We start from the raw sequence: 25214 nt of genomic DNA on the forward strand, positions 1-25214 counted from the left end.
TTAAACATTTCTTAAGATTCCATTAAAATAGTTGCGAAACATAAAGTTCATTTTTGCATTTATCTAATTAAAGTAAAAATGATCAACAACTACCTATTAAAAGGGTCTGTGATTGCCGCATTCTTTTTTCAGAGCGGTCTTTTCGGACAGACACTGATTCATTACTGGAATTTTAACAACAATACTTCTGCTGCCACAGTCACTACACCTGCTTCTACCCTGGTGAATGGCTCTCTTACGGCTATAGCAGGAGGTACAAGTGTAATAGATTTTGCTGGTGGTACCGGGCAGAATTTTAGTGATGAAAATTTAAATGCCAGAAATGGAGATGCATCCGGAACTCATTTAAGGTTCAATAATCCAATTGGAGGAGGATTACAGTTTAATCTGCCTACCACCGGATATAACAGCGTCATTGTTAAATTTACCACCAGAAGATCCGGACAGGGAGCCGGTACTCAGACATGGTCTTATTCAACAGACGGAACTAATTTTGTGCAGTTTCAGACTGTGAATCCTCAGGATGCCAATCCTCAGCTCATTACTATTGATTTTTCTGCCATTCAGGGAGCCAATAACAATCCCAACTTTAAATTAAAAGTTGAATTCTCAGCAACAGGAGGCGGAACAGGAGGTAACAACCGTTTTGATAACTTTACGGTAGATGCCACTCCTGCCGGAGGTGCGGACACCACTCCACCAACTGTTACTTATCTTCCTGCCAATAATACCAATAACGCTTCGACTACTGTAAATCCTACCTTATCTTTTAATGAAAATATAAGATTAACAGATAATTCTGCGATCAATAATTCTAACGCTCAAAACCTTATAGAGCTTCGTCTTGGGAATGCAGCAGGGGCGCTAATTCCATTTACAACGACTTTCAGCAACAATACGATTACTGTAATCCCAACTTCGGGACTGGTACCGGGACAAACTTATTATCTTGCCCTTAAACCCAATATGGTAGAAGACTTTAGTGATAATGGAGTTACAGCTGTTACATCCAGCACTTTCACTACAGCCGGAACAATAATTTCTTTGGAAAAAAACTTCATTAAGGTCAATGAAAATGCAGGAAACCTTGCATTTAAAATCAATATCACCAATCCTTCAACGGCTACAGTAAATCTTGTGGTAAAACCGGCACCATTCAGTACGGCTGATGCTAATGATTTTACTTTAGCCAACCAAACTATTAACATCACTCCATCTACAACAAGTTATACAGTCAACATTCCGATTACTGATGACACAGTGGCAGAACAGCAGGCCGAATATTTTGTTGTAAGCCTCGAAAATCCTACCGGAGCAACTATTTCAGGAGACAATACTGCAACTGTTTATATTGTAGACAATGATAAGCCGGCACCGGTTCCATCCCATCAGATCCAACTGAATTATCTGGGAAGTTTTGATCCTTCAGGAAATAATAACAGCTCCACGGAAATTGTGGTTCATGATGCATCAACTCAACGTTTATTCACGATCAGCTCCATTACAGATGTTTTTGATATTATTGATTTCAGTACGCCTGCCACTCCATCGGTCGTAAAAACAGTCAATATGGCTTCCTATGGCGGAATCACAAGTATTGCAGTAAAAAACGGAATCATCGCCGCTGCTTCTCCGAATACCGATCCGCAGCAAAATGGTTCTGTAGTATTCTTTGATATTAACGGAAATTTCCTGAAACAGGTAAGTGTAGGAGCTTTACCGGATATGATCACCTTCTCTCCCGACGGAACAAAAGTAGTGACCGCCAACGAAGGGGAACCTAATGATGCCTATACGGTAGATCCCGAAGGAACGATCAGCATCATTGATATTTCCGGAGGTATCGGAAATCTTACGCAAAGTAATGTGACAACGCTCAATTTCAATAGTTTTGATTCTCAGGTAGCAGCTTTAACAGCTACCGGGTTAAGAAAAGTAAGAACAAATAATACGCTTTCTCAGGATCTGGAACCTGAATATGTTACCATCAGTTCAGATAGCCAGAAAGCATGGGTAACACTTCAGGAAAATAATGCTGTCGCTGAAATTAACCTGGCAACCAAAACCATCACGGGAATCTGGGGATTGGGTAAAAAAGACATGAGCCTTCCGGGTAATGGTTTTGATGCTTCGGACAATAATGGAGAGGTTTTAATTGCCAACTGGCCTGTAAAAGCTTATTATGTTCCGGATGCAGTACAGAATTATAAGGTAGGAAGTACTCATTATATTGTAACAGCCAATGAAGGAGATGAAAAAGACCTTTCAGGCTACAGCGAAAGAACCACTGTAGGTGCAAACGGTTATATTTTAGATCCAGTACTTTTCCCGAATTCAAATATTTTAAAGGCTTCTTATAATCTTGGAAGATTCAGGGTTTCATCTGCCACAGGAAATACAGACGGAGATGCAGAATTTGAAGAAATGGCAGCTTTAGGAGCACGCTCATTCTCTATTTTCAATGCGGATACCAAACAGATCGTGTACGACAGCGGAGATCAGTTTGAAAGATATATTGCAGCTTATCAGCCGTTAATTTTCAATGCCGATAATGAATCCAACGGTGCCAAAAACAGAAGCCGTGCAAAAGGCCCTGAACCGGAAGGCGTAGCATTAGGAAACATCAACGGACAGACATATGCTTTTATCACATTAGAAAGAACCGGAGGCGTTATGGTATATAATATCACAGATCCTAACAGCCCTACTTTTACCGATTATAAACATTCGCGTTCTACTTCAGCTTACGGAGGTGACAATGGCCCTGAAGGGATCATCTACATCGCTCCTGAAAATACTACAACCAATAAAGGCTATGTAATTATTGCCAACGAGATCAGCGGAACTTTATCCATGTATGAAGTGGCAATGCCGCCTACTTTGGGAACTGGTGAAACAAAAGCTGAACAGGCAACCTTCAACGTATTCCCAAATCCTGTTAACAAAGGAAATACACTTTATTTCAACAGAAAACAGGATTACGAACTGTATGATATGTCCGGAAAGCTGATCGGAAAGGAAAAGAATGCTTTAACCATAAGCACATCCAATCTTTCTACTGGTGTTTATCTTGTAAAAACTTCAGAAGGACAAATAAAAAGAGTCATTGTAAAGTAAACATAAATTACAGTATACCATTCTATTTTAAAGCTTCGGATTTTCCGGAGCTTTTTTGTTGTTGATAAATTTGAAGTCAACTCAATATAAAACTTATTATTTAAGATGATTTAACTTTTGAAATGCCTGAAAAAATCATTTTATTTCTATATTTACCTTTAACAAACCAAATTCACAATGAAAAATATTAAAACGGCAGGAATTCTTGCTTTTCTGTTATTGGGAACAGGAACAGCTTTTTCACAATCCAGAAAGATAGAATCCGCAAAAGGTGTAGAGAAAACAGAAGGTAATAAGGTGGTCCATGTAGAAGGTGTAGGTCATAATCTCAATTATACTCTCAACGGAGGAGTTGTTGAGGTAGAAGGTGGTGACAATACATTAACAGTCAAAGGAAGTGCTAAAAAAATTACGGTTTCCGGAACAGGTAATAAAGTATACATTGATAAAGTGGACAAAATATCCATGGAGGGTGGTGACAATATGATCTACTACCGAACTTCCGGAACAAAATCCGGTAAACCTGATGTTTCTATTACAGGAGTGGGGAATAAAGTAGTAAAACAGTAAATACAGTTCTCACAGATTTCAAAATCTGTAAAGAATATATTCAAACAAAAAAAGACAGACCCCATTGAGGTCTGTCTTTTAAAAATATCTCAGATATAATTTATTCTACGTTGATTACCTTTTCGATTTCTGGCGCATGTTGTTTGATGGTATTTTCAACACCTAATTTCAGCGTTGAGAAATTCAACGAACATCCGGAACAGTTACCCAAAAGCTTCACAAACACCTGATTATCTTTCACATCAATAAGCTCAATATCACCTCCGTCTTTATTCAAAAACGGTCTGATGCTTTCCAGAGCTTCCATTACTCTTGTTACTGTATCTTCGTGCGTTATGTTTGTTTCCATATTTTTCAGTTCAATTTGGTTCTTTCAAAGTATTGAAAGGTATTATTATTTTGCTTTTGGTGAGCATCCTGCCATTGTTGAAATCTTCACTGCTTCAGTAGGAGGAAGACTTTTATTTCTTTCTACAAGGCTTTCTACCATTTTTCTGGCTGTTTCTGTGTAAATATCAGCAATCTTAGATCCATCCTGAAGAGCAGCAGGTCTTCCTACGTCTCCAGCTTCTCTGATACTTTGGATCAACGGAATTTCTCCCAATACAGGAATTCCAAGATCTTCAGCTAAATATTGTGCTCCCTGGTTTCCAAAGATATAATATTTGTTGTCAGGAAGTTCTTCCGGTGTAAAATACGCCATATTTTCGATTAATCCAAGCACCGGAATATTGATACTCTCCATCTGGAACATAGCAATTCCTTTTCTTACGTCTGCCAAAGCAACATGCTGAGGTGTACTTACGATCACTGCTCCTGTTACCGGTACTTCCTGAATGATTGACAAGTGAATGTCACCTGTTCCCGGAGGCAGGTCTATTAATAAGAAATCCAGTTCTCCCCATGCAGCATCTCTGATCATCTGGTTTAATGCTTTTGAAGCCATAGGACCTCTCCACACTACCGCCTGATTAGCTCCTGAGAAATATCCGATAGAAAGCATTTTTACTCCATAGTTCTCAATAGGTTTCATCAAATTCTTCCCATTTACTTCTACAGAAATTGGTTTTGCACCTTCTGTATCAAACATGGTGGGAACTGAAGGACCATAGATATCAGCATCCAATAATCCTACTTTGAAACCCATTTTTGCCAACGTTACTGCCATATTTGCAGAAACTGTAGATTTTCCTACTCCTCCTTTACCGGAGGCAATAGCGATAATATTTTGAATTCCCGGAATTTGTTTTCCTTTGATCTGACTTTGCTGAATTTCACTAGGTTCCGGAGAAACGATTTTAAGTTTTAAATGAACCTCTTCTCCAAACTCACTGGCAAAAGCCTGTTTCATTGCAGCCTCCAGTTTTTTCTTTTCGTGCATTGCAGGCGAATGAGCAGTCATGTCAATATAAACATCATTACCCATAATCTGAAGATTATTCACCAAATCGTCTACTTCTATTTCTTTAAGGAAATCCTGAACCTTTTCTTTCGTCAACATATAAATATAAATTGTTTACAAATTTACGCATTTTTCACCTATTTAGAATAAGTAAACACAATCATAGATAAATTCTTTTGTAAACACAGACCTTCAGCCCTTTATATATCGGCAATTATTATCTGAAATAGGTTACTAACGGAATATTTTTATTCCAGAATTCACTGGATTTTAACAGCCAGGAGGTAGAGAAGAAAAACAATGAGGTGGTTTCAAAAATAAGGGTAGAATACGTTAGAAATTGATTCGCGGAAGCTGAGTCATCTCCTAAAATAGCAATAAGCCCAATGCAGGCGAGACTGATGAGTATTCCCCAGCCGCAACATTTGTAATACAGGTTTCTACGGCTTTTTTTGAGTGCTTCTTCTTCGGAAATAGGCTCTCCATCCTGTTCTTTATCACTTTTTTGAAAAAAATAAAGACAAAAAACGGCAAAAGAAACGAAAAGCAGCCCTGCACTGATATAATGTACCCAGCTGAACCAGTCCTGATAGTTAGCCTTATCTATATTGATGTAAATATTTCCTCCATATCCATTAAATTTTGTTGGAAATACAGCGACCAATACCGCCATTACTCCGGCAAAATTTGAAAGCATGTTTTCATATCTGTCTTTTCCTCTGTAGGTAGCGAATAATCCACCCAGAATACATAATGTTCCAACAAAAATCACATGCCCGAAACTGTAGTAATAATGGCTTATACTTACTTTAAGCGGATGTTCATCATTCAAAAAATAGGTGGTCATAAAAAGAAGAAAGGAAAGGAGAAATCCGAGTAATCCGATAAACATTCGTAATTGGTAATAGGAGATCAGAACGCCGTTATTATCATCTGGAGCAGGTTTTTTAGAATGAGTTTCCATGACTTTGTTTTTTGAGGTTATGTTTGTTTTGAGGTTATAATGAAATGGTTATTTTATCAATAATTTTCACATTTTTGTCCGGATCCAGTTTGAAATTGTCTTTGATAAATTTCTTTGGATCCTCCGTAAGCATCTCTTTTTGTAAATGAGAAGCCTGTTTCTTTTTTAATAAATTCATCCATTGGTATGTTTTTTTGATAGCAACTACATAGATGACAATTTCTTTATCTGTTATTTTAAACTTCAGAAAGTTTTTATTTCCTGTATTTATTTTCCCTGATGAGATTTCGGTTACATACAATTTAAAAAAATGATATCCGAAAAGAATATACCATCCAAAAAGTATGGATTGCAAAAGAGCGGAAATGATCAGTTGAGAAACAAAATAATCACAGCCCACCGGAATTTTAAAGAAACTTTTTATTTCATTAATATGAATAAAAGACAAATGACTGTCTTTTAAAAAAGCAAATCCATAAGTCGGAAGCTTCATAAATACAAACCATTGAACAGCAAAAGATAATATAAACAAAAATCCCCGTAAAATTCTGCTCGTCCATTCTTCCTTCCCGGAACATTCTGTATTGGTGACTTTGGTGATGGTAAAATGAAAGATGACAGGAATTAAAAATAAAATCAACCCTTTCAAAATAGAATCTGAGTAACAATGGGTATAGGTAACAATTAATGAGAGAAAAAACAGCAATACAGTAAATTCATAGTTAATGATAAAGAAAATAAGGTTCCAGAATGTTTTTTTACCGGATTTTTCTTTAGACGGATATCTGCCATTCTGTTTATAGGTAAGTTCTGTAGTCGTTGTATTTTGCAGGATAGGAAGAGTGATGGTATCTTTTAAAAAATCGGTAACATGTCCGAAAGCACCGCCGCCTCCTGAAGTAATATAATGTTTGATCTCTTTATCATAGCCTTTCTCATTTTCATCTAATTTATAATGTGAATAATGATGAATATCTCCTGTAAGCACTACATCAAAAATAATTTCTGATTTTATATTACTGGCTTCCAGCTTTCTGACAGCTTCTTTCATCGTTCTGATGATATATTCCAGGCTATCCATACGCTGTCTTCTCTTGTGTCTGTCTTTTATCTGGTAATTGTACCAGTAAGGTTCTGCAATGAGCAGGATAATGTGGTTTGTATCATTTCCTTTTGATATTCTCTCAACATATTCAGTAAAAAAAGTCATCTGAGGAATATCAATATCACCGAGCAATTGATTGTCAATACCCATTAAGTGAACATTATCCCTTAGTAAATAAGCGAAATAGCTTCGGTTCTGTACGGTTCTGTAATCACTGATTTTACTTCTCTGGCACATCAGCCTGAAAAAAGCACTTAAACCATCGTACCAGTCATGATTTCCCGGTGTGGCAATGAGTATCGGGCCTGCTTCTTTTGTATCAGGAGCAACAAGTCTTAAAGGTCCTTTGAAGCGGTCTCTGTAATTGATTTCAGAGCCTACGGGATATACCAGATCACCTCCCACTACCAAAACAGATCCCCTTTTCAGTTTGATTTCAACCTCATCCTCAACATCTCTGTTGAATTCATTTTTAAAAGAATAGATATAGCTGTCTCTTGTCAGATGGTAAAAAACAGAGGTGGTAGCATCAAAGCCATCGCCGGTATCTGCAATGAAATCAAACCAGAATTCATCTTCAGGTTCATCACAATTATTTTCTATCAGTTCTCTTCCGGTATCTTTTCCCAAAGCGGTCTGCATTTCTCTTTTATCAATGATAGAAAGGATATCTGCAGAAAGAGAAACCATTCTGAAACTATTCATCAACCCGGTAAAATCAAACCATTTGACAGGTTTTTGAGGAATAAAGTAATAAGGGTATTTCTCATCAACATCTTTAAATATTTTCACTTTTTTAGAAGCGTATAGACTGTCTTTAAAGTAAAATATCAGAAACGTAACTGCAACAAGCAGCAGAAGGTAAAAAAACAATGTTTCCATCATATTTTGTATTGAGTTGGTCTTCGTTTCCCCAGTTTTGTTATACTTAAAAAATTTTTGAGTATTTCAAACCGGGAATTATTAGTTTACCATCAAATGTATGAAATTTGGAATTCGAATCATATAACACTTTTGTGGTATTTTATCCGTTAATAAAAATATTTATGAATAGATATTTAAAATAAAATAATTAGATTTATTAACACCATTATCATTGTAAAATAATTGTTATGAAAACCAATACCTACCCTTCCAAATATGCACTGCCAAAAGGAATTTTTACAGTCGGAAAAACGAAATTCAAATGGTATGATCTGGCTGGTGACCCTGCAGAAATCTCTCCACAGGACATCCATAATGCCCGGTTATGTGTTGAATATGCTGAAGAAGACTTTCAAAATATTAAGGATCTGGGATTCATCATTATGCATCGTTGCGGAGAAAATTATCTTCTCCTGGTATGTACGTGGCGGAGTGAAAATGAATTATGGGAAAGTGTTTATTATGACGGTTCCGGAAACTTTGAAATATGGGACAGAAACAAAACCCACCTCCCTACTTACTGTGTTTGGGAAATGGGTATTGTATATCATGAATCCCAATCGTGGAAAAAATATCTGGGTTCTGAAAGAGAAGAAAAAGACAAAGAGAAATATCTTACTGATTTCTTTGAGGGAGAAGTATAAATATTTCCATATTGAGATTCTTCCTTTGTCAGAAATCGAAGATTCGACGTAGTCAATGACATGCATCGAAAAAATAATTTAAAATCAGGTGATCAGTTGGCTCTGTTTTTTTCATCAAACTTTACATTGCGGTCCATTCCTTTTACTTTTTTATTTCCGAAAGTATAGGTTGCAGATACCGTAAGTCTTCTGGCATCATAATAATTATTGTACGAATGAGTTCCGGTTGTATAATAGATTTCACCCAGACTTTTCCCTTGCTTCAAAATATCAGAAACAAACACATTCAGCTGAAGACTTCTTTCCATAAAGCCCAGTTTCAGACCCGATGTAAAATTGCCGGCAAATTTCATATATGAATTTCCGGAATTGGAAGGCAGACGGAACCAGTAATTTAAGATCAGCTGTATCGTTTTGCCTGGGTTTAGTGATATATTATTCTGAAAATCAAAATCATAGCTGTTTCCTGTTCTGGAAAGGGCATCGGTTGCAAAAACGTCAGTATTCATATAAGAATAATTGGCCGAATAATTAGCTTCCCATTTTTTGAAAAAAGTATCGGAATAATTAAGAGAAATGCCCATGCTATTCTGATTATAATAATTTTCAAAAGTGCTTACCCTGTTTTCCCCTTTCAGATTAGCCAGCTGACCAAACGCTTCCACTGTTCTCTGAAAATAAGCGGATGCCGATAATTTTCCTTTATAAACATAAGAAAGTTCAAAATTATGATTAATGGAAGGTTTCAGGAAAGGGTTTCCGGTAAAATAGGAATTGATATTGATGTACCAGCGATACGGATTAATCGCACGAAATCCCGGTCTGTTGATCCTTTTGGAATAATTCAGGCTGAAAGTATGATTTTCATTGCTTTTATAACTGATATAGGCAGTAGGGAAAAATTTCCCATAAGAGTTTTCGGTCTGCTGTCCGGAAGTTAAAGAATTCCCATTGACTACAGAATACTCATACCGTAAACCCGCTTTTGCCGACCATTTTTCGTTGAATGATTTTTCAAAACTGATATAAGCTGCATAATTTTTTTCATTATACTCAAACTCGTTACTTTTCAGTGGATCTGTAATGTAGTCTCCATTTGTTAAGTTCTGATAGAATATACTAGAGTTATTATCAAAATTTGTGAATTTCACACCTGTTTCAGTCTTTACGAACTGGTAAGGCAGTGTAAGATCTGCCTGTCCGGAATAAATTTTATAATCCACCATTGAGGGTGATTTTACGACAAATCGGTCGCCAGAACTTTCTCTAGTCGTAAAATCAATGGTCGTTTCCGGAGTATTGGAAAAATAATTTCCTGTAATGCTCAGTTTATTATCCTGTTTCCCGAATTTCAGGTCATAGTAAGCACTTGCAGTATGTTGTCTGCTGGTAGCCCTGTGCTCTGCATAAGTAAGTAAGGTATTGGTATAGCTGCCATTTTGGAAATAGTCCGAAGTATTGGTGATATTCATATTGGAATGCCCGAATCCGAAATCATAAATAAATCCGATATTAGACTTCTTCCCCAGCTGATAATCCAGACTTAAGTTAGCTCCAAGACCATCTCCGAAATCACTTCTGTTATCATTACTTTTAAGACCGTCTGCACCTTCTATCCAATAGTTTTCATAAGAGTGCTTTTCATTTTTATTTTGTCTTAATTTCAATGAGGTTCGCAGTTTTTCATTCTGATAATTCAATGTTACACTGTTTGAATGTCCGGTATAGGTCTGCTGCTGAAGGCTGGAAGTCAGGCTTCCACTCCATCCGATATTCTGATTTTTCTTTAAAACAATATTGATCAGACCGCTGTTTCCCTGCGCTTCATATTTGGCAGGAGGTGAAGTAATGACTTCAATTTTTTCTATATTTTCGGATCTGAGGCTTTTCAGGTAAGTAACCAGCTCAGCATCTGACAAATTCAGAATCCTGTCGTTGATCATCACTGCTACTCCACTTTTGCCAACAATGGAAACTCCGGTATTGTCATCAACTTTTACCAAAGGCGTTGTTGCAAGAGCATCAGCGCCATCCATTCCCTGTGAAGCCACCGAATTGGAAACGTTGAAAACTAATCGGTCAGCTTTTCTCTCAATCAGTTTTTTTCTGGCAGTAAGTGTAACCCCTTCAATCTGTTTTTCATTCTTTTTTTCAATAAAAAAATCGTGTTTTACCTCACCATTTACCATCAGCTCCTTACTGGATATTTCTGCACCGTCCTGGATAATCTTAATATTATAGCTCCCGTTTTCTGAAAGCTTCAGTGAATAGTTTCCTTTTTCGTCTGAAATAGCGGTCTGTTTTTTCTGATCTTTTACAGCAATCACCTCAACATAAGGAACTGCATTTCCGGTTTGGGTGATCTTCCCTGTTATTGTCTGGGCAAATACAGCTGCCGGCAATAGCATGATTACAGCAAATAATGTCTTCTTCATGAATGATAATAGTTTTCTATAAGACAAGCTAGACTTCTGTTTTATTACCTCTGTTTTGCTGTTTTTCAATATCTTCGCCTTTATAAAATCAGAACATGAAAAAAGGGCTTATAGCATTTTCTTTATTTATTACTCACATCATTTCTGCACAGAATTATTCCCAATATGTGAATCCTTTTATAGGAACCGGAGGCCATGGCCATACTTTTCCAGGGGCAATCGTTCCATTCGGGATGGTACAGCTTTCTCCGGATACAAGAATTGACGGAAGCTGGGACGGATGCAGTGGATATCATTATTCGGATTCCGTGATCTATGGTTTTTCTCATACCCATCTGAACGGAACCGGAGTTTCAGATTATGGAGACATTATGCTGATGCCTACGATGGGAAACCCAAGTCTGGACAGTAAAAATTATTCCTCAAAATTTTCGCATAAAAATGAAAAGGCTGCTGCCGGATATTATGCTGTTAAATTAGATAAACATAATATTGGAGTACGCCTGACAACGACAAAAAGAGTTGGTTATCATGAATATACCTTCAATAATGCAGGTAATGCCAATATTATTTTAGACCTCAACCACAGAGATAAGCTTCTGGAAGGGGAAGTAAAAATCATTGATAATAAAACCATTGAGGTTTTCAGAAGAAGTGAGGCCTGGGCCACCAACCAATATATCTACGCCAGAATTGAATTTTCAAAACCTATGAAAATTTCCAAGAAAGAAGCCAATGGAAAACAGGAAACTCATCTTTTTACCGGAACAAAGCTTGCACTGGCATTTTCAACCAGTGTTAAAAAAGGAGAAAAAATTAATGTAAAAGTTTCTATTTCTCCCACAGGATATGAAGGAGCTGGCAAAAATATGCTGGCAGAAGGACAATCAAAGGATTTTGATGCTGTAAGAAAACAGGCAGAAGCCAATTGGGACAAAGAGCTTTCAAAAATTGAAGTGAAGTCTGATGATAAAAATAAATTAGCCGTTTTTTACACCGCTCTTTACCATGTTTTCACACAACCAAACATCAATATGGATGTTGACGGAAAATACAGAGGCAGGGATAACAAACTCTACACGGCAAATGGCTTTGATTATTATACCGTATTCTCACTTTGGGATACCTTCAGAGGAGCTCATCCTCTGATGACTTTAATTGATCGAAAAAGAACTGCAGATTTTATCAACACGTTCATCAAACAATATGAACAAGGGGGAAAACTTCCGGTATGGGAACTGGCATCCAATGAAACAGAATGTATGATTGGCTATCACTCCGTTTCTGTAATGGCAGATGCTATGGCCAAGGGAATTCAGGGGTTTGATTACGAAAAGGCTTTTCAGGCCGCCAAAGGTTCTGCCATGCAGGACATTTTTGGATTGAATGCTTACAAGCAGAATAATTATATCAGTATCGATGATGAGCATGAAAGTGTTTCCAAAACTGTAGAATATGCCTATGACGACTGGTGTATTGCTCAAATGGCAAAAATTTTAGGCAAAAAAGAAGATTATCAGTATTTCATGAAGCGTTCTCAAAACTGGAAAAATCTTTATAACCCTAAAACAGGGTTTATGCAGCCAAGAAAGAACGGAAACTGGTATGAACCTTTTGATCCTAGAGAAGTCAACAATAATTATACAGAAGGGAATTCATGGCATTATTCTTATTCCGTACAGCAGGATATTCCGGGACTTATTGCAGCTCATCGCGGAAAAGAAAAATTTGAACAGTTCATTGATGCCATCTTTACCGCTCCGGATAAAACAACTGGAAGGGAACAGGTAGATATCACAGGATTGATGGGACAATATGCTCAGGGAAATGAGCCAAGCCACCACATTGCTTACCTGTACAATTTTGTAGATAAGCCAGAAAAAACAGATGCTAAAATAAAATATATCCTTGATAATTTTTATAAAAATACACCTGACGGATTGATTGGAAATGAAGACTGCGGCCAAATGAGTGCGTGGTATATTCTAAGCTCTATGGGAATTTATTCCGTTACCCCAGGATTACCGGAATGGGAAACGACAATACCTTATTTTGATGAAATCAAGCTTCATCTGGAAGATGGTACGACAAAAACCATTACTAAAAACACCAGCAGAGCAGAGCTTAAAAAACTTGGTTTCGAAAATGTGAAACCTGTTAAGGACTTTAAATATGCAGAACAAACAGCTTCGCCCGTGATCGCAGCTGACAGAATCTTTGATTTTTCTACCAAAGTTGAGATCTCCCCACTGAATCCAAATGACAAGGTATATTATATGACCATGGATGAAAGCGACAGCAATAAAAGAAAGACTTTCTCTACTTACAAAGGGCCATTCTCCATCACAAAGACTACTCAGGTAATGGCTTATGCCGAAAGAAACGGAGAAAAAAGTTCTGTAACCACAGCCAATTTCAACAGAAGACCAAATTATTGGGACATTAATATCATGTCTAAAGTGACTCCACAGTACAGCGCTACCGGAAAACTGGCTCTTATTGACGGAATCAGAGGTGATGTCAACTGGAGGAAAGGTGAATGGCAAGGCTATCAGGGGCAGAATTTTGAAGCAATCATTGATTTCAAATCTCCTCAGCAAATCAAGTCATTATCTTCCACCTACCTTCAGGACAGCAGAGCATGGATTCTGATGCCTAGAAAAGTAGAATATTACGCTTCCATGAACGGGAAAGATTTTATTCTTCTGAAAACGGTTGAAAGTGACATTGATGCTAAAGATGAGAAGGTACAGGTCAAAGATTTTTCTACTGAAATTCTTCCTACCGAAGCGAGATATATCAAAGTAAAAGCCTATTACTTCGGAAAACTTCCTGAATGGCACCAGGGAGCAGGAGGAGATGCTTATATTTTTATTGATGAGATTTCTGCAAAGTAAGGAAGATGGAAGAGTGAAGCTGGAGGTTTCTATTTGCCAGATTACTTTTTAAAAGTTGGCTTGTAGAAATTTTAGATTTAAAAAAAAATTAATAAAATAGACTGATTTTAATCCTTAGTCTTTCAGAAGCTTTCTTCTTCCAGCTTCCCATCATAAAAAATCGGCCTTCGAAAATTCGAAGACCGATTTTTTATGAATTCATTCTTTCCGACCATTGCAGAACTTCCGGAAGTTCCATATCAGAAAATTCTATGTGGATCACTCTCCTTTTCTTTCCGTTGGTTGTCCGGTTAGAACCGTGAAGCGTTAAGGGTTTCATGATCATAATTCCGCCTTTTTCAACATTACAGATTTCTTCTGTTTCAATCGTCCAGTCGATGGTTTCCGGTCTGTAAATACCTTTTGCGTGAGACTTTGGAACTACTTTCAAAGCTCCATTATTTTCGTCCGTATCGTCCAGATGGATTCTTACAGTATAGATATTTTCCAAAATATTTAATGGAGGCTGTACTGCAAACTGATTCTTTTTAGTTGTCCATGGACCGAAATCAGGCAGATCCAGTTTTTTATCTACAGAAATTGTCAGATCCTGATGATAAGCTACATACCAGTTGGAGGTTTCAGGCTTATCAAAATAAATACTTTTGACCACAAAATATTTTTCTCCGAAGATTTCCTTAACCACTTTCTGGATATTTTCATTAAAAATCAGGTCTTTAATTTCCGGAACTTCTTTTAAAAACTGTCTTATAGCGAAAAGATCTTCAGACTTTCTGAAATTCTCTTTTGAGGTATCTATATGCTGCAGAACATGGTTTATTTCTTCAAGTTCTTTCTGTGAAAATACATTATTGATAACAGCAAAGCCATATTCAAGAATATGGCTTTTATTGTTTTTTAAGTTTTGTAAACTCATTGATATATTTAAATTTTGTCTAATGGCTCTGTCAATTGTCCTTCCCATTTGGAAACTGCAGAAGTGGCCAGTGTATTTCCTAACACGTTTGTCATACTTCTTCCCATATCACAGAAATGGTCAATTGGTAAGATCAAAGCAATTCCTTCCGGTGGAATACCAAACATAGAACAGGTTGCCACAATAATTACCAGAGAAGCTCTCGGAACACCTGCAATTCCTTTTGAGGTAAGCATTAATACCAATAGCATGGTGATCTGCTGTCCAAGGCTCATTTCGATCCCATAGATCTGAGCAATAAAGATTGAAGCAAATGTCATATACATCATACTTCCATCCAGGTTGAATGAATATCCTAAAGGTAAAATAAAGGATACTACTCTGCTGTTACAACCGAATTTTTCAAGCTCTTCCACCAATTTCGGGAACACTGCTTCAGAACTTGTTGTAGAGAAAGCGATCAGTAACGGTTCTTTAATTCTTTTTAAAAGGTCAAAAAGACGGTTTCCTAAGATAAAATAACCTACCAGTAAAAGTACCAGCCAAAGAACTGCTATAGCAAAGAAGAAATCTCTCAGATAAATAGCATATACTTTAAAGATTTCAAAACCATTGGTTGCCACTACTGCTGCAATAGCTCCCAATACTCCCAGTGGAGCAAACCACATGATATACCCTACCATTTTAAGAATTGCGTGAGCGATGATATCAAAAAGCTTTACCACAGGCTTAGAATACTCTTCTCCTAAATTCGCAAGTGCAACTCCAAACATCACAGCAAATATCACGATCTGCAATACTTCATTGGTAGCAAAGGCTTCAAATAAACTTTTAGGAATCATATGCTTTACAAAGTCTTCCATGGAGAAACTTTTACTGCTTTTAAGAAGTTCATCAGCAGAAGATACGTCCTGAATCGGTAGTTTTGTGACATGTCCCGGCTCAAGCCAGTTAACAAGGATTAACCCGATAAAAAGGGAAATCAGAGAAGCGGAAATAAACCAAAGCATTGCTTTTGTTCCTACTCTTCCAATCATTTTAATATCACTCATTTTGGCAATCCCCACTACTAATGTCGTAAAAACCAAAGGAGCAATAATCATCTGTACCAATCTGATGAAAACCGTTCCCAACAATTTTATGTTCTTAGCAAAAGGTTCCGCATTCTCAGGATATTTCACATGTACAATACCTCCGATTCCTACTCCAACAAGAAGGGCAATGATAATTGCTATAAAAAGTTTATTCTGTCCTTTCATATATATAGTTCAATTTGCGCAAATATAATGGTTTTTCAATTGGCAGAAGATTTTCTTCAATGTGGATTAATTTTACATTAAGTTTTTAATCCCTAAAAATTAAAAGCCTGGTTTAGAAAATATTGTAAAAAAATTAAAAAACATTTATTGAATTTTTATTCTTTTGGTACAAATTTTATTATTACATTTGATTGTATAACAACATTAATAAATATACAATATGAAAAAAACTATTGCAATGGCTGCATTAGCTGTAGCTGTATCTTTCGGTGCTATTTCTTGTAAAAAGAAAGTTTCTGATGCCGACCTTCAGACTCAGGCTACAACGGTAGTAACTTCTAATCCCAATGCTTCTGTTGAAGTAAAAGAAGGTGTAGCTCACTTAAGCGGTACTTTCGCAGACCAGCAGTCTAAAGACGCGATGATCACAAAATTAAAAGCGATCAACGGAGTAAAAGACGTAATGGATATGTCTACTGTAGCAGCTGCTCCTGCCCCTGCCCCTGTTGAAACTTCTTCTGCTGTAGATCCTGCTGTTCAGAAAAAAGTTCAGGATGCGGTGAAGGATTTCCCTTCTGTAAAGGTAGAAGTTGTAAACGGACAGCTTACTCTTACAGGAAATGTTTCCGGCCTGCAGGCTAGAAAAATCAAAGAATCTGTAGATGCTTTGAAAATCGGAAAGTATAACAACAACCTAATCGTAAAATAATTTAAGATGAGCGAATTACAAGATAAATATTCAAGCGTAGTTTCAGCGGCACAGTCTGCAGGGATCGCCAATCTTCAGGTTCAGGAGCAGGACGGAATTCTTTATGTTTCCGGAAATGCTTCCAACACCGCGGCTAAAGATGCTGTATGGAATGCTTTAGGAGCTATTGATTCTACTTATTCTGCTTCAGATATCAATATTGATGTACAGGTTGCAGGTCTTACTTCAGGAGCTTCTTTAACAGTAGCAACAGAAGATTCTAACCTTAATATCAGACAGGAACCTTCTACTGAAGCTGCCGTAGTAGGTAAAGCAGCTAAAGGTTCTTCTGTAACTTTAATTGAGCAGACTTCTGATGACTGGTGGAAAGTGAAAACTGATGACGGCCAGGAAGGATATGCTTATTCAAGATATTTAAGAGCATAATTTTTATTAAAAAATAATAAATTTTCACAAAAAAAGCATAGAAACATCCCAACTTTGGGATGTTTTTATATTTTTACGGCTCTGAAAAAAAAACTAATGAAGAAAACTCTGGTGCTATTGACTTTGATGTTCACAGTCATTATTCTGCACGCGCAAAAATTACACATCGATGGAAAAATATCCGATTCTGAAAAGAAAGCGATAGAAAATGCCACCGTTTATCTTTTGAAAGAAAAAGATTCATCCATTGTCAACTATACAGCAACCAATAAAGAAGGTAAATTTTCTCTGAAGATAGACGATGTAAAAGAACCTTCCATTCTTAAAATTGATGCTGATAAATTGTCGTCCTATTCAAAAAAATTTGATAAAATAGATCAACCCCTATCCTTAGGAGATATTCAGCTTGAAAAACAAAGTATTGTCAATAATATTGATGAGGTAAAAATCACCGCATCACCGGTAAAAATTAAAAAGGATACCATTGAATTCAGTGCAGCGGCAATCAAAGTACGGCCTGACAGTAAAATAGAGGAACTTCTGAAGCAGATTCCCGGAGTAGACATCAGCAATGAAGGAAAAATTACAGTCAACGGGAAAGAAGTGGATCAGATCATGATCAACGGCAAACCTTTCTTCGATAAAGACGGCAAAATTGCCCTGCAGAATTTACCTGCAGATATCATCAAGAACATTCAGTTTACAACAACCAAGACAAAGGAAGAAGAACTGAGCGGGCAAGCAGCCAAATCTCAGAACACTACTATCAACTTTAATATTGATGAAAAAAAGAATAAAGGGTTGCTGACAAGACTTACGGTCGGATACGGGTCAGACAAGCGGTATGAAGCAAGCGGACTGGCAAGTTATTTTAAAGGAGACACAAAAGTAAGTATTCTTGCATCATCCAATAATATCAATTCACAAGGGTTTTCCAGGGATGAAGTTTTTGACAGTATGGGGAACGGACGGAATGCCTGGATGATGCAGGGCGGATCAGTCTCAACGGTAGGAAATGTGACGTATTATAATCAGGGAGGCAGTACAAGAGGAATTCAGCGGTCTACCACCATAGGATTGAATTACAGTGATAAAATGGGGAAAAATGCTGATCTGGATTCTTTCAGTCTGATGCATTCGGATTCTAATACGGAGACAAGATCCAAGGTTTCCAGATCTACTCTTCTACCCAATTATACGCTTCAGACCAATTCTGAAAGTAATGGAGAAAATGAATCTAAGCAATACAGTTTTGATACTTCAGTCAAAATCAAGCTGGATTCTATGACAAGTGTTTATTTTTCACCGAGATTTACTAAAAACAGCAGTTTTAATTTCAATAATTCACAATCATCTACTTTGAAGAATGGCAGCCTTCTGAATGAAAGCAACTCCTATTCAAGTAATGATTCGGAAAGCAATTCATTTAATCCTTACATCTATTTTTCCAGAAAATTCAAGAAAAAAGGACGTGTGCTTTCAGCCAATATGAACAGTTCTATTTCTGAGTCTAAAAGGGATAACCTAAGCCAATCCCAGAACACATTTTATGACCAAAACGGGATAACAAAAGATAATCGTGACCAGTTAGCCAAAAATAAAAATCAGAACAGCTCATTCAATTTCAGTGCAGGATATTCAGAACCCGTTTCCGATTCGTCCAGTGTAAATTTTAAAATAAAATATGAAGCGAGATCAGCGAGGGATTTAAGGAATGTAAACGATTTTGATAATGTAACCGGAGATTACACTAAATTCAACCAGCTTTTATCGAATAATATGAAGCAGAGAATCAATCAGATTTCTCCTGAATTGAGCTATCAAATCAATAAAAATAAACTCAACTTCTGGGCTTCGGTGAATCTTGACATTTCAGATATGAAGGTAAACTCTATCTACAACGGACAGCAATATGACCTGCAGAAAAATTTCGTGTTGCCCGAATATAATCTCAACCTTTACTATCAGCTTGGGGAAGGTAAAATCTTAAGTATCTATAATTACTCTAACTTCAACATTCCGACTGCAGAACAGCTGACTCCTTATAAAGATGAATCCAATCCTTTGATTACCTATCAAGGAAACCCCAATTTGAAAAATACCTGGATCAACAATCTTTATCTGTATTTCAATAATTATAATAAAGTAAAAAACCTCAGTTACTATTTCAATATTGGCTTTACGTACAGGAATAATGACATCATCAATTTTTCTACTTATGATAATGCAGGAAAACAGATCGTTACTTATGACAATGTAAGTGGAAATAAAAGCATTAACGCCGGCGGGGGCTTTAGTAAAACCCTGAAATGGAAAAATGACAAACTGACCATTAACCCAACATTCAACATGAATTATGCTTACAATAATGGTTTTATCGACGGACAATCTTTCACCAGCAATTCATACAATCTCAATCCTGGTCTTAATCTTGTGTATGAGATCAAAGATAAAATGACGATCAAACCTTCTTACCGACTTGGATACAGCTTCTCAAATTATACCAATTATAATTTAAAAAGTATAAATACGGCCAATCAGTCATTAAAACTGGAACTTACCAATTATCTGCTGAAAGGCAATTTCGTATTTGGAAACGATTTTGAATATAATACCAACTCAAATATTGCTCCCGGCTTTAAAAAGGATTTCTACTTCTGGAATACCAGTCTGGGTTATTCATTCTACAAAAAACAGTTTACAGCAAAAGTGAAGATTTATGATGTTTTAAATCAAAATCAAAGTGTGAGAAGAACCATCACAGATTCTTATTTTGAAGACCGTGAAGATCTGATTTTGAAACGATATATCATGTTCTCTATCAGCATGAAGCTGAATAAGTTTGCCGGTAAAAAAATGCAATAACACAACACCATACTTTTATATATATATTTTTGATAATGGCCGGATCTTTCCGGCTATTTTTATGAATCCAGAGAAGATTGATCAATAACCGTGTTTTTATTTTTAAATTAGCAGCAAATTTTTTTTATGAAAATCCATATTTCAGTATTATGTATTCTTTTTTTCATTCTTGGAAAAGCTCAGAAGACGGAACAGAAAGATACTTTCGTTAAAGACAATTTCACCAAGAAAGAATTTTATATTCCGATGCGTGATGGAGTAAAGCTTTTTACAGCTGTATATATCCCGAAAGATATATCAAACAAGAACAAATATCCGTTTCTGATGCAGAGAACCTGCTACAGCATTGCACCTTATGGAGAGAGTGAATATAAAACAAAGGTAGGTCCCAACACTTACCTTATGAAAGACAAGTATATCTTTGTATACCAGGATGTGCGCGGAAGATATATGAGTGAAGGTACTTTTACCAATATGACTCCACAAGTAGAGCGTAAAACCAAAAAAGATGTAGATGAAAGTACAGATACTTATGATACCATTGAATGGCTTTTGAAAAACATCAAGGACAACAATGGTAAAGCAGGTCAGTTCGGAACATCTTATCCTGGATTTTATACTGCTGTAGGAACGTTGTCACAACACCCGGCTTTGGTAGCTTCTTCACCGCAGGCTCCTATCTCTGATTTCTGGAATGACGATTTCCTTCACAACGGAAGATTTATGTTAGGCTATTTCAGAACTTTCCCTGTTTTTGGAGTTCAGAAAACACAACCTGAAAAACAGGCCTGGTATATGGATTCTTTCATCAAACAGACTTCCGAAGACGGATTAAAATTCTACAGAGACATGGGCACCCTGAAAGAGGGCTATGAGAAATATTATAAGAATAATTTCTTCATGACAGAAATTATGAATCATCCCAACTACGATGAGTTCTGGCAAAAAAGAGGTCTTCTTCCTCACCTGAAGAATATCAATCACGCTGTAATGACTGTTGGAGGATGGTTTGATGCAGAAGATCTTTCAGGTCCTTTGAATATTTATAAAACCATTGAAAAAACAAGTCCTAAAGCTAAAAATACAATTGTAATGGGACCTTTTTCTCATGGTGGATGGTCTCAGGAACAGGGTAAACATTTCCACAGCGAAACGTATTTTGGAGACAGTATTGCAACCTATTACCAGAAAAATATTGAAACCAGATTCTTCAATCATTATCTGAAAGGCAATACAAAAGAAGATGCCGGACTTCCTGAAGCGCTGATGTATGATACCGGAGCTAAAGAATGGAAAGAATTTGCTTCTTATCCGCCTAAAAATGCTCAGAAAGTTAATTTCTATTTAGCTGACAACACCTTGAAAAAAACTTCGGGACAAGGATATTCTGAATATTACAGCGATCCTAATAATCCTGTTGTAAGCTCAGATCACCTGAAAGATTTCAATGGCTTCACTCCGAAAAATTATATGTCGGAAGATCAGAGATTTGCAGTAGGAAGACCTGATGTACTGACGTTCACAACAGATGTTCTGACTGAAGATATGGCATTTGCCGGAGAAATTATGGCCAAACTGAATATTGCATCCTCTTCTACAGATGCCGATTTTGCAGTAAAGCTTATTGATGTATATCCTGAAGATTTCAAACCGACAGAAAAGAAAGACGGTGTTATCTATGGCAATTATCATCAGATGGTAAGAAGTGAAATAATGCCTGCCAGATTCAGAAATACAAAAGAAAAAGGAGAAGCATTGGTTCCTAATCAGAAAACAGCTGTTAATTTCAGACTTCAGGATGTAGTTCACACCTTCAAAAAAGGACATAAAATTCAGATTCAGATCAGCAGTACATGGTTCCCACTTTTTGCTATCAACCCACAAAAATTTATGGATAATCCGAATTTTGCGACCAAAGAAGATTACACTAAAGCATTTATCAAAGTGTATGATGACAGCTCAATTGAGGCTGAAGTTTTAAAATAAATTGAAAAGCTGTTCGTTTGAACAGCTTTTTTGTTTTTGAAGACTTGAAGTATATTTTTAGGTTTTGGCTAAAGCCGGATGAAGATGTTCTTTCTGTTCAAGTGGGCTGAAGCCCGCTACTATTGATAAAAAAACATATAATAATTTATTCTTCAATTGTTCTGAAGGTCAGGTTGACTCTGGGAGTTTTCACTTTTGTAGTGGGTGGAAGCCTGTGAAGCCAATTATCCTGAGTAGTTCCTTTCATAATGAGCAGACTTCCGTTTTCCAGAAATATTTCGGTCTTTTCTTTGGTCTTTTTATGTTTGAATAAAAATTTCCTTTCTGCTCCAAAGGTCAGAGAAGCAATGGCACCATGTTTTTTCAGATCTGTTTCACCATCACTGTGGTAAGCCATTCCCTCGCTTCCGTCATGATATAAATTCAGCAGGCATGAATTGTAAGTCTCACCCGAAACTTCTTCACATTTCTTTTTTAATTCTAATAATTCCGGAGTCCAGAACTTTGCATATTTTGTTCTTTTCGAATAGGTATATTCAAAAGGCTTTTCTCCGAACCAGGCAACTTTTCTTTTAGTCAGAATCAATTTACCAAAGATCACTGCCTCATCATTTTCCCATGGAATCTGATTGAGGAGATAATCATAATAAAAATCCGATTGTTCTTTAGAAAAAACCTTTCCGTAATAATGAACGGTTCCGTCATGTGGAAGTATATTGAGAGGATAGTCTGATATTTCTTCGAACAGGCTCATCATAGTTTTTATAATTTAAATGTATTTATGATTTTTTATAGCTAAACACAAATGGCTCAAATATTTTTCACAAATGGCACTATAGATTTTGCATCAATAGAAACGGACTTTAGTCCGTTTAATCAGAAATAAAAAATCCATTGGCTTTAGCCAAAATTAACCTTTTTCAACCGCAAAAGTCACAAAGAATTTTATACTTAAGTATTTTTAAGAATAATCCCTGCATATAAAAATACACTTAAGTTTTTGAAAATATAAAATTTTCATTTTATGAACTTTAAGACAAATAATTTGAACTTTAATCCTTTGTAAAGTCTTTTGTGCCTTTTATGGTAAAAATATGTTACGAGTACATCTGTGAACCTTCCCAACCTACGATCAACTGCTTCCTTTCACTTCCCCAGCGATATCCGCCAAGATTACCGGTAGACTGAATAACACGGTGACACGGAATAAGAAATGCGACAGGATTACTTCCAATAGCAGTTCCTACCGCTCTGGAAGCTTTTGGATTTCCTATTTTTTCAGCCAGGCTGCCATACGTTGACAGTTTTCCCATCGGAATAGTCAACAGGCTCTCCCATACTTTAAGTTGAAAATCGGTTCCTTTTAAATGTAATTTTATAGTATTGAGTTTTGTCCAGTCTTTATCGAATATGGACAGTGCATTCTTTTGAAGAGCATCTTGCCGCTCAGTAAAAGAAGCATTAGGGAACTTTTGCTTCAGTTCCCCGAATGCTTTTTCTTTATGGTCTTCAAAAGCCATATAGCAGATTCCTTTTTCTGTAGAAGCTACTATTATATTTCCGAAAGGACTTTCAGAAAAACTGTAATGAATACTAAGGCTTTTTCCACCATTTTTATATTCTGCCGGAGACATACCTTCTACCTTTACAAACAGGTCATGAAGCCTGCTGGTACTGGAAAATCCTGTCTCATAAGCGGTATCAAACAAACTTGCTCTTTCTTCCTTCAATAGGTTTTTGGCATGTTCAAGACTGATGAACTGCAAAAACTTTTTCGGACTTGTTCCTGCCCAATCTGTAAAGATCTTCTGAAAATGGGCGGGGCTCAAGTGAATATTCTCTGCCACTTCCTCCAAACTTGGCTGAAGCCTGAAATTGCTCTGGATATATTCTATCGCTTTAGCAATTCTGTTATAATCTATCTGACTTTGTGTGGACATCGTATTGTTATTTTACCTCACAAATTTCCAAAGAATATACGGCAGAAAAAATCCGATTCTTGCGGAATATTAGTTGTTGTTATAAATATTGTAATAAGCAAGCATTTTGTAATATAGCTTCGCCGATAAGAAAGCGGTTGGCTTAGCCATTGGAGAATCCATTAATTCCACAATATCAAATGCCACTACGTTACATTTTTCAAATACTTTTCTCAATAACTCCAGTGTTGGATACCATTGTAATCCACCTGGTTCAGGAGTTCCTGTAGAAGGAGCAATAGAAGGATCAAAAGCATCTAAATCAATTGTGATATAAACGTTTCCTGATACTTGTTCCAATACATCATTGATCCAGTTTTCGTTGTTCGCGATTTCGTGAGCAAAGAATACTCTTCCTTCCGGTAAATATTCAACTTCTTCAACATCCATAGAACGGATTCCCACCTGTACTAAGTTATGCTTCTGATTTGCTTCAAAAACAGCACAAGCGTGATTGGAAGTAGAACCGTGGAATTCAGGACGTAAATCTGTATGAGCATCAAACTGAAGAACAGTAAGATTGTCATATTTCTCTCCTACTGCACGGATAGAACCGATAGAAACAGAGTGCTCCCCACCAAAAAGAGTAAATAACTTACCGTCATTGTTCAAAAGTTCTTTTGTTTTCTGGTAAACAGCTTCTGTCATTGCTTCCGGACTGGAGTTTTCAGAAATTTCTCCTGCCAGGTATACTCCCTGAAGATAAGGTTCTGTTTGGGTTTCAATATCATAAAGCTCCATGTTTTCAGAAGCATCTAAGAATAATTCAGGGCCTTTATCAGCTCCTTTTCCCCATGTTGAAGTTCCATCATAAGGAACAGTTACCAACATTACTTTCGAATTCTCTAGCGTTGCGTTTTCCTCGGGAATTCCTGCGTATGTTTTCATATATAATTATTAATTAAAAAATTAAATGATTGAAAAATTAAAAGATTCCACAAAGATACAAAATAGTACCTGAGTTATAAATAATGAACGGTTTGTTATGAATTTTTAACCTTCCTTTCTATTTTTAA

The 25214-nt window shown here is 36.6% G+C and carries 18 protein-coding genes; 8 read left to right on the top strand and 10 right to left on the bottom strand.

Translation table 11 applies throughout. The features are described 5' to 3' along the window. The first annotated feature begins 78 nt into the window (after positions 1-78). Both KYG33_RS09595 and KYG33_RS09600 read left to right on the top strand, forming a co-directional pair. Complete coding sequence (locus KYG33_RS09595) at positions 79-3117, top strand: choice-of-anchor I family protein (protein WP_219073143.1); 3039 nt, start codon at positions 79-81, stop codon at positions 3115-3117. 177 nt (positions 3118-3294) lie between these two features. Continuing rightward, on the top strand, positions 3295-3687 hold the full coding sequence (locus tag KYG33_RS09600) for a DUF3060 domain-containing protein (protein ID WP_077419284.1): 393 nt from the start codon (positions 3295-3297) through the stop codon (positions 3685-3687). 100 nt (positions 3688-3787) lie between these two features. On the opposite strand, the gene KYG33_RS09605 is transcribed toward KYG33_RS09600, so the two are convergent. The 4 genes from KYG33_RS09605 to KYG33_RS09620 form a co-directional block, all read right to left on the bottom strand. Then, positions 3788-4036: a NifU family protein gene (locus KYG33_RS09605; RefSeq protein WP_002977212.1), complete on the bottom strand. Its 249-nt coding sequence runs from the start codon at positions 4034-4036 to the stop codon at positions 3788-3790. A 45-nt stretch (positions 4037-4081) separates the two neighbouring features. Continuing rightward, a complete protein-coding gene (locus KYG33_RS09610; protein ID WP_047387055.1) occupies positions 4082-5188 on the bottom strand; it encodes an Mrp/NBP35 family ATP-binding protein in 1107 nt (368 codons plus the stop codon). A 118-nt stretch (positions 5189-5306) separates the two neighbouring features. Then, positions 5307-6053 carry a hypothetical protein gene (locus tag KYG33_RS09615; protein ID WP_077419282.1) on the bottom strand — a complete coding sequence of 249 codons (747 nt, stop codon included), beginning with the start codon at positions 6051-6053 and terminating at the stop codon, positions 5307-5309. Positions 6054-6087: 34 nt separating this feature from the next. Beyond that, complete coding sequence (locus tag KYG33_RS09620) at positions 6088-8043, bottom strand: metallophosphoesterase family protein (RefSeq protein WP_219073144.1); 1956 nt, start codon at positions 8041-8043, stop codon at positions 6088-6090. Between the two features lie 227 nt (positions 8044-8270). On the opposite strand from KYG33_RS09620, the gene KYG33_RS09625 reads away from it, so the two are divergent. Then, positions 8271-8726, top strand: a complete 456-nt coding sequence (locus KYG33_RS09625) for a hypothetical protein (protein ID WP_219073145.1) — start codon at positions 8271-8273, stop codon at positions 8724-8726. Positions 8727-8818: 92 nt separating this feature from the next. Here the strand turns inward: KYG33_RS09625 and KYG33_RS09630 are convergent, their stop codons facing one another. Beyond that, positions 8819-11161, bottom strand: a complete 2343-nt coding sequence (locus KYG33_RS09630) for an outer membrane beta-barrel family protein (protein WP_219073146.1) — start codon at positions 11159-11161, stop codon at positions 8819-8821. A 95-nt stretch (positions 11162-11256) separates the two neighbouring features. On the opposite strand from KYG33_RS09630, the gene KYG33_RS09635 reads away from it, so the two are divergent. Then, the gene (locus KYG33_RS09635; RefSeq protein WP_219073147.1) at positions 11257-14058 is read left to right on the top strand and encodes a GH92 family glycosyl hydrolase; all 2802 of its coding nucleotides are present in this window, start codon (positions 11257-11259) and stop codon (positions 14056-14058) included. Between the two features lie 190 nt (positions 14059-14248). On the opposite strand, the gene KYG33_RS09640 is transcribed toward KYG33_RS09635, so the two are convergent. Together KYG33_RS09640 and KYG33_RS09645 are read right to left on the bottom strand one after the other, a co-directional pair. Next, positions 14249-14974 (bottom strand): phytanoyl-CoA dioxygenase family protein, encoded by a 726-nt coding sequence (locus KYG33_RS09640; protein ID WP_077419277.1) that lies wholly within the window; start codon positions 14972-14974, stop codon positions 14249-14251. Positions 14975-14982: 8 nt separating this feature from the next. Continuing rightward, positions 14983-16233: a dicarboxylate/amino acid:cation symporter gene (locus tag KYG33_RS09645; protein ID WP_077419276.1), complete on the bottom strand. Its 1251-nt coding sequence runs from the start codon at positions 16231-16233 to the stop codon at positions 14983-14985. 220 nt (positions 16234-16453) lie between these two features. Between KYG33_RS09645 and KYG33_RS09650 the strand changes: the two genes are divergently transcribed. From KYG33_RS09650 to KYG33_RS09665, 4 genes are all read left to right on the top strand, one after another. Continuing rightward, positions 16454-16942 (top strand): BON domain-containing protein, encoded by a 489-nt coding sequence (locus KYG33_RS09650; protein WP_180564415.1) that lies wholly within the window; start codon positions 16454-16456, stop codon positions 16940-16942. Between the two features lie 6 nt (positions 16943-16948). After that, the gene (locus KYG33_RS09655; protein WP_077419274.1) at positions 16949-17368 is read left to right on the top strand and encodes an SH3 domain-containing protein; all 420 of its coding nucleotides are present in this window, start codon (positions 16949-16951) and stop codon (positions 17366-17368) included. Positions 17369-17464: 96 nt separating this feature from the next. Beyond that, positions 17465-20233: a TonB-dependent receptor gene (locus KYG33_RS09660; protein ID WP_219073148.1), complete on the top strand. Its 2769-nt coding sequence runs from the start codon at positions 17465-17467 to the stop codon at positions 20231-20233. Between the two features lie 126 nt (positions 20234-20359). After that, positions 20360-22219 carry a CocE/NonD family hydrolase gene (locus KYG33_RS09665; protein ID WP_219073149.1) on the top strand — a complete coding sequence of 620 codons (1860 nt, stop codon included), beginning with the start codon at positions 20360-20362 and terminating at the stop codon, positions 22217-22219. 145 nt (positions 22220-22364) lie between these two features. On the opposite strand, the gene KYG33_RS09670 is transcribed toward KYG33_RS09665, so the two are convergent. The 3 genes from KYG33_RS09670 to speB all read right to left on the bottom strand — a co-directional run bounded on the left by KYG33_RS09670 (position 22365) and on the right by speB (position 25086). Beyond that, positions 22365-22973 (bottom strand): alpha-ketoglutarate-dependent dioxygenase AlkB family protein, encoded by a 609-nt coding sequence (locus KYG33_RS09670; protein ID WP_219073252.1) that lies wholly within the window; start codon positions 22971-22973, stop codon positions 22365-22367. A gap of 343 nt (positions 22974-23316) precedes the next feature. Beyond that, complete coding sequence (locus KYG33_RS09675; RefSeq protein ID WP_219073150.1) at positions 23317-24159, bottom strand: bifunctional helix-turn-helix domain-containing protein/methylated-DNA--[protein]-cysteine S-methyltransferase; 843 nt, start codon at positions 24157-24159, stop codon at positions 23317-23319. Between the two features lie 69 nt (positions 24160-24228). Then, positions 24229-25086, bottom strand: a complete 858-nt coding sequence (gene speB / locus KYG33_RS09680) for an agmatinase (RefSeq protein WP_180564419.1) — start codon at positions 25084-25086, stop codon at positions 24229-24231. Positions 25087-25214 lie beyond the last annotated feature (128 nt).

Origin of the sequence: Chryseobacterium sp. D764 (assembly GCF_019317325.1) — a bacterium.
Taxonomy (GTDB): Bacteria; Bacteroidota; Bacteroidia; order Flavobacteriales; family Weeksellaceae; genus Chryseobacterium.

Excerpts from the sequence above, each read along its gene's own strand:
- KYG33_RS09625 (WP_219073145.1), top strand. The coding sequence starts at position 8,271 with ATGAAAACCAATACCTACCCTTCCAAATATGCACTGCCAAAAGGAATT.
- KYG33_RS09660 (WP_219073148.1), top strand. The coding sequence starts at position 17,465 with ATGAAGAAAACTCTGGTGCTATTGACTTTGATGTTCACAGTCATTATT.
- KYG33_RS09610 (WP_047387055.1), bottom strand. The coding sequence starts at position 5,188 with ATGTTGACGAAAGAAAAGGTTCAGGATTTCCTTAAAGAAATAGAAGTA.
- KYG33_RS09600 (WP_077419284.1), top strand. The coding sequence starts at position 3,295 with ATGAAAAATATTAAAACGGCAGGAATTCTTGCTTTTCTGTTATTGGGA.
- KYG33_RS09665 (WP_219073149.1), top strand. The coding sequence starts at position 20,360 with ATGAAAATCCATATTTCAGTATTATGTATTCTTTTTTTCATTCTTGGA.
- KYG33_RS09615 (WP_077419282.1), bottom strand. The coding sequence starts at position 6,053 with ATGGAAACTCATTCTAAAAAACCTGCTCCAGATGATAATAACGGCGTT.
- KYG33_RS09650 (WP_180564415.1), top strand. The coding sequence starts at position 16,454 with ATGAAAAAAACTATTGCAATGGCTGCATTAGCTGTAGCTGTATCTTTC.
- KYG33_RS09620 (WP_219073144.1), bottom strand. The coding sequence starts at position 8,043 with ATGATGGAAACATTGTTTTTTTACCTTCTGCTGCTTGTTGCAGTTACG.
- KYG33_RS09640 (WP_077419277.1), bottom strand. The coding sequence starts at position 14,974 with ATGAGTTTACAAAACTTAAAAAACAATAAAAGCCATATTCTTGAATAT.
- KYG33_RS09655 (WP_077419274.1), top strand. The coding sequence starts at position 16,949 with ATGAGCGAATTACAAGATAAATATTCAAGCGTAGTTTCAGCGGCACAG.
- KYG33_RS09595 (WP_219073143.1), top strand. The coding sequence starts at position 79 with ATGATCAACAACTACCTATTAAAAGGGTCTGTGATTGCCGCATTCTTT.
- KYG33_RS09605 (WP_002977212.1), bottom strand. The coding sequence starts at position 4,036 with ATGGAAACAAACATAACGCACGAAGATACAGTAACAAGAGTAATGGAA.
- KYG33_RS09670 (WP_219073252.1), bottom strand. The coding sequence starts at position 22,973 with ATGAGCCTGTTCGAAGAAATATCAGACTATCCTCTCAATATACTTCCA.
- KYG33_RS09630 (WP_219073146.1), bottom strand. The coding sequence starts at position 11,161 with ATGAAGAAGACATTATTTGCTGTAATCATGCTATTGCCGGCAGCTGTA.
- KYG33_RS09675 (WP_219073150.1), bottom strand. The coding sequence starts at position 24,159 with ATGTCCACACAAAGTCAGATAGATTATAACAGAATTGCTAAAGCGATA.
- KYG33_RS09635 (WP_219073147.1), top strand. The coding sequence starts at position 11,257 with ATGAAAAAAGGGCTTATAGCATTTTCTTTATTTATTACTCACATCATT.
- KYG33_RS09645 (WP_077419276.1), bottom strand. The coding sequence starts at position 16,233 with ATGAAAGGACAGAATAAACTTTTTATAGCAATTATCATTGCCCTTCTT.
- speB (WP_180564419.1), bottom strand. The coding sequence starts at position 25,086 with ATGAAAACATACGCAGGAATTCCCGAGGAAAACGCAACGCTAGAGAAT.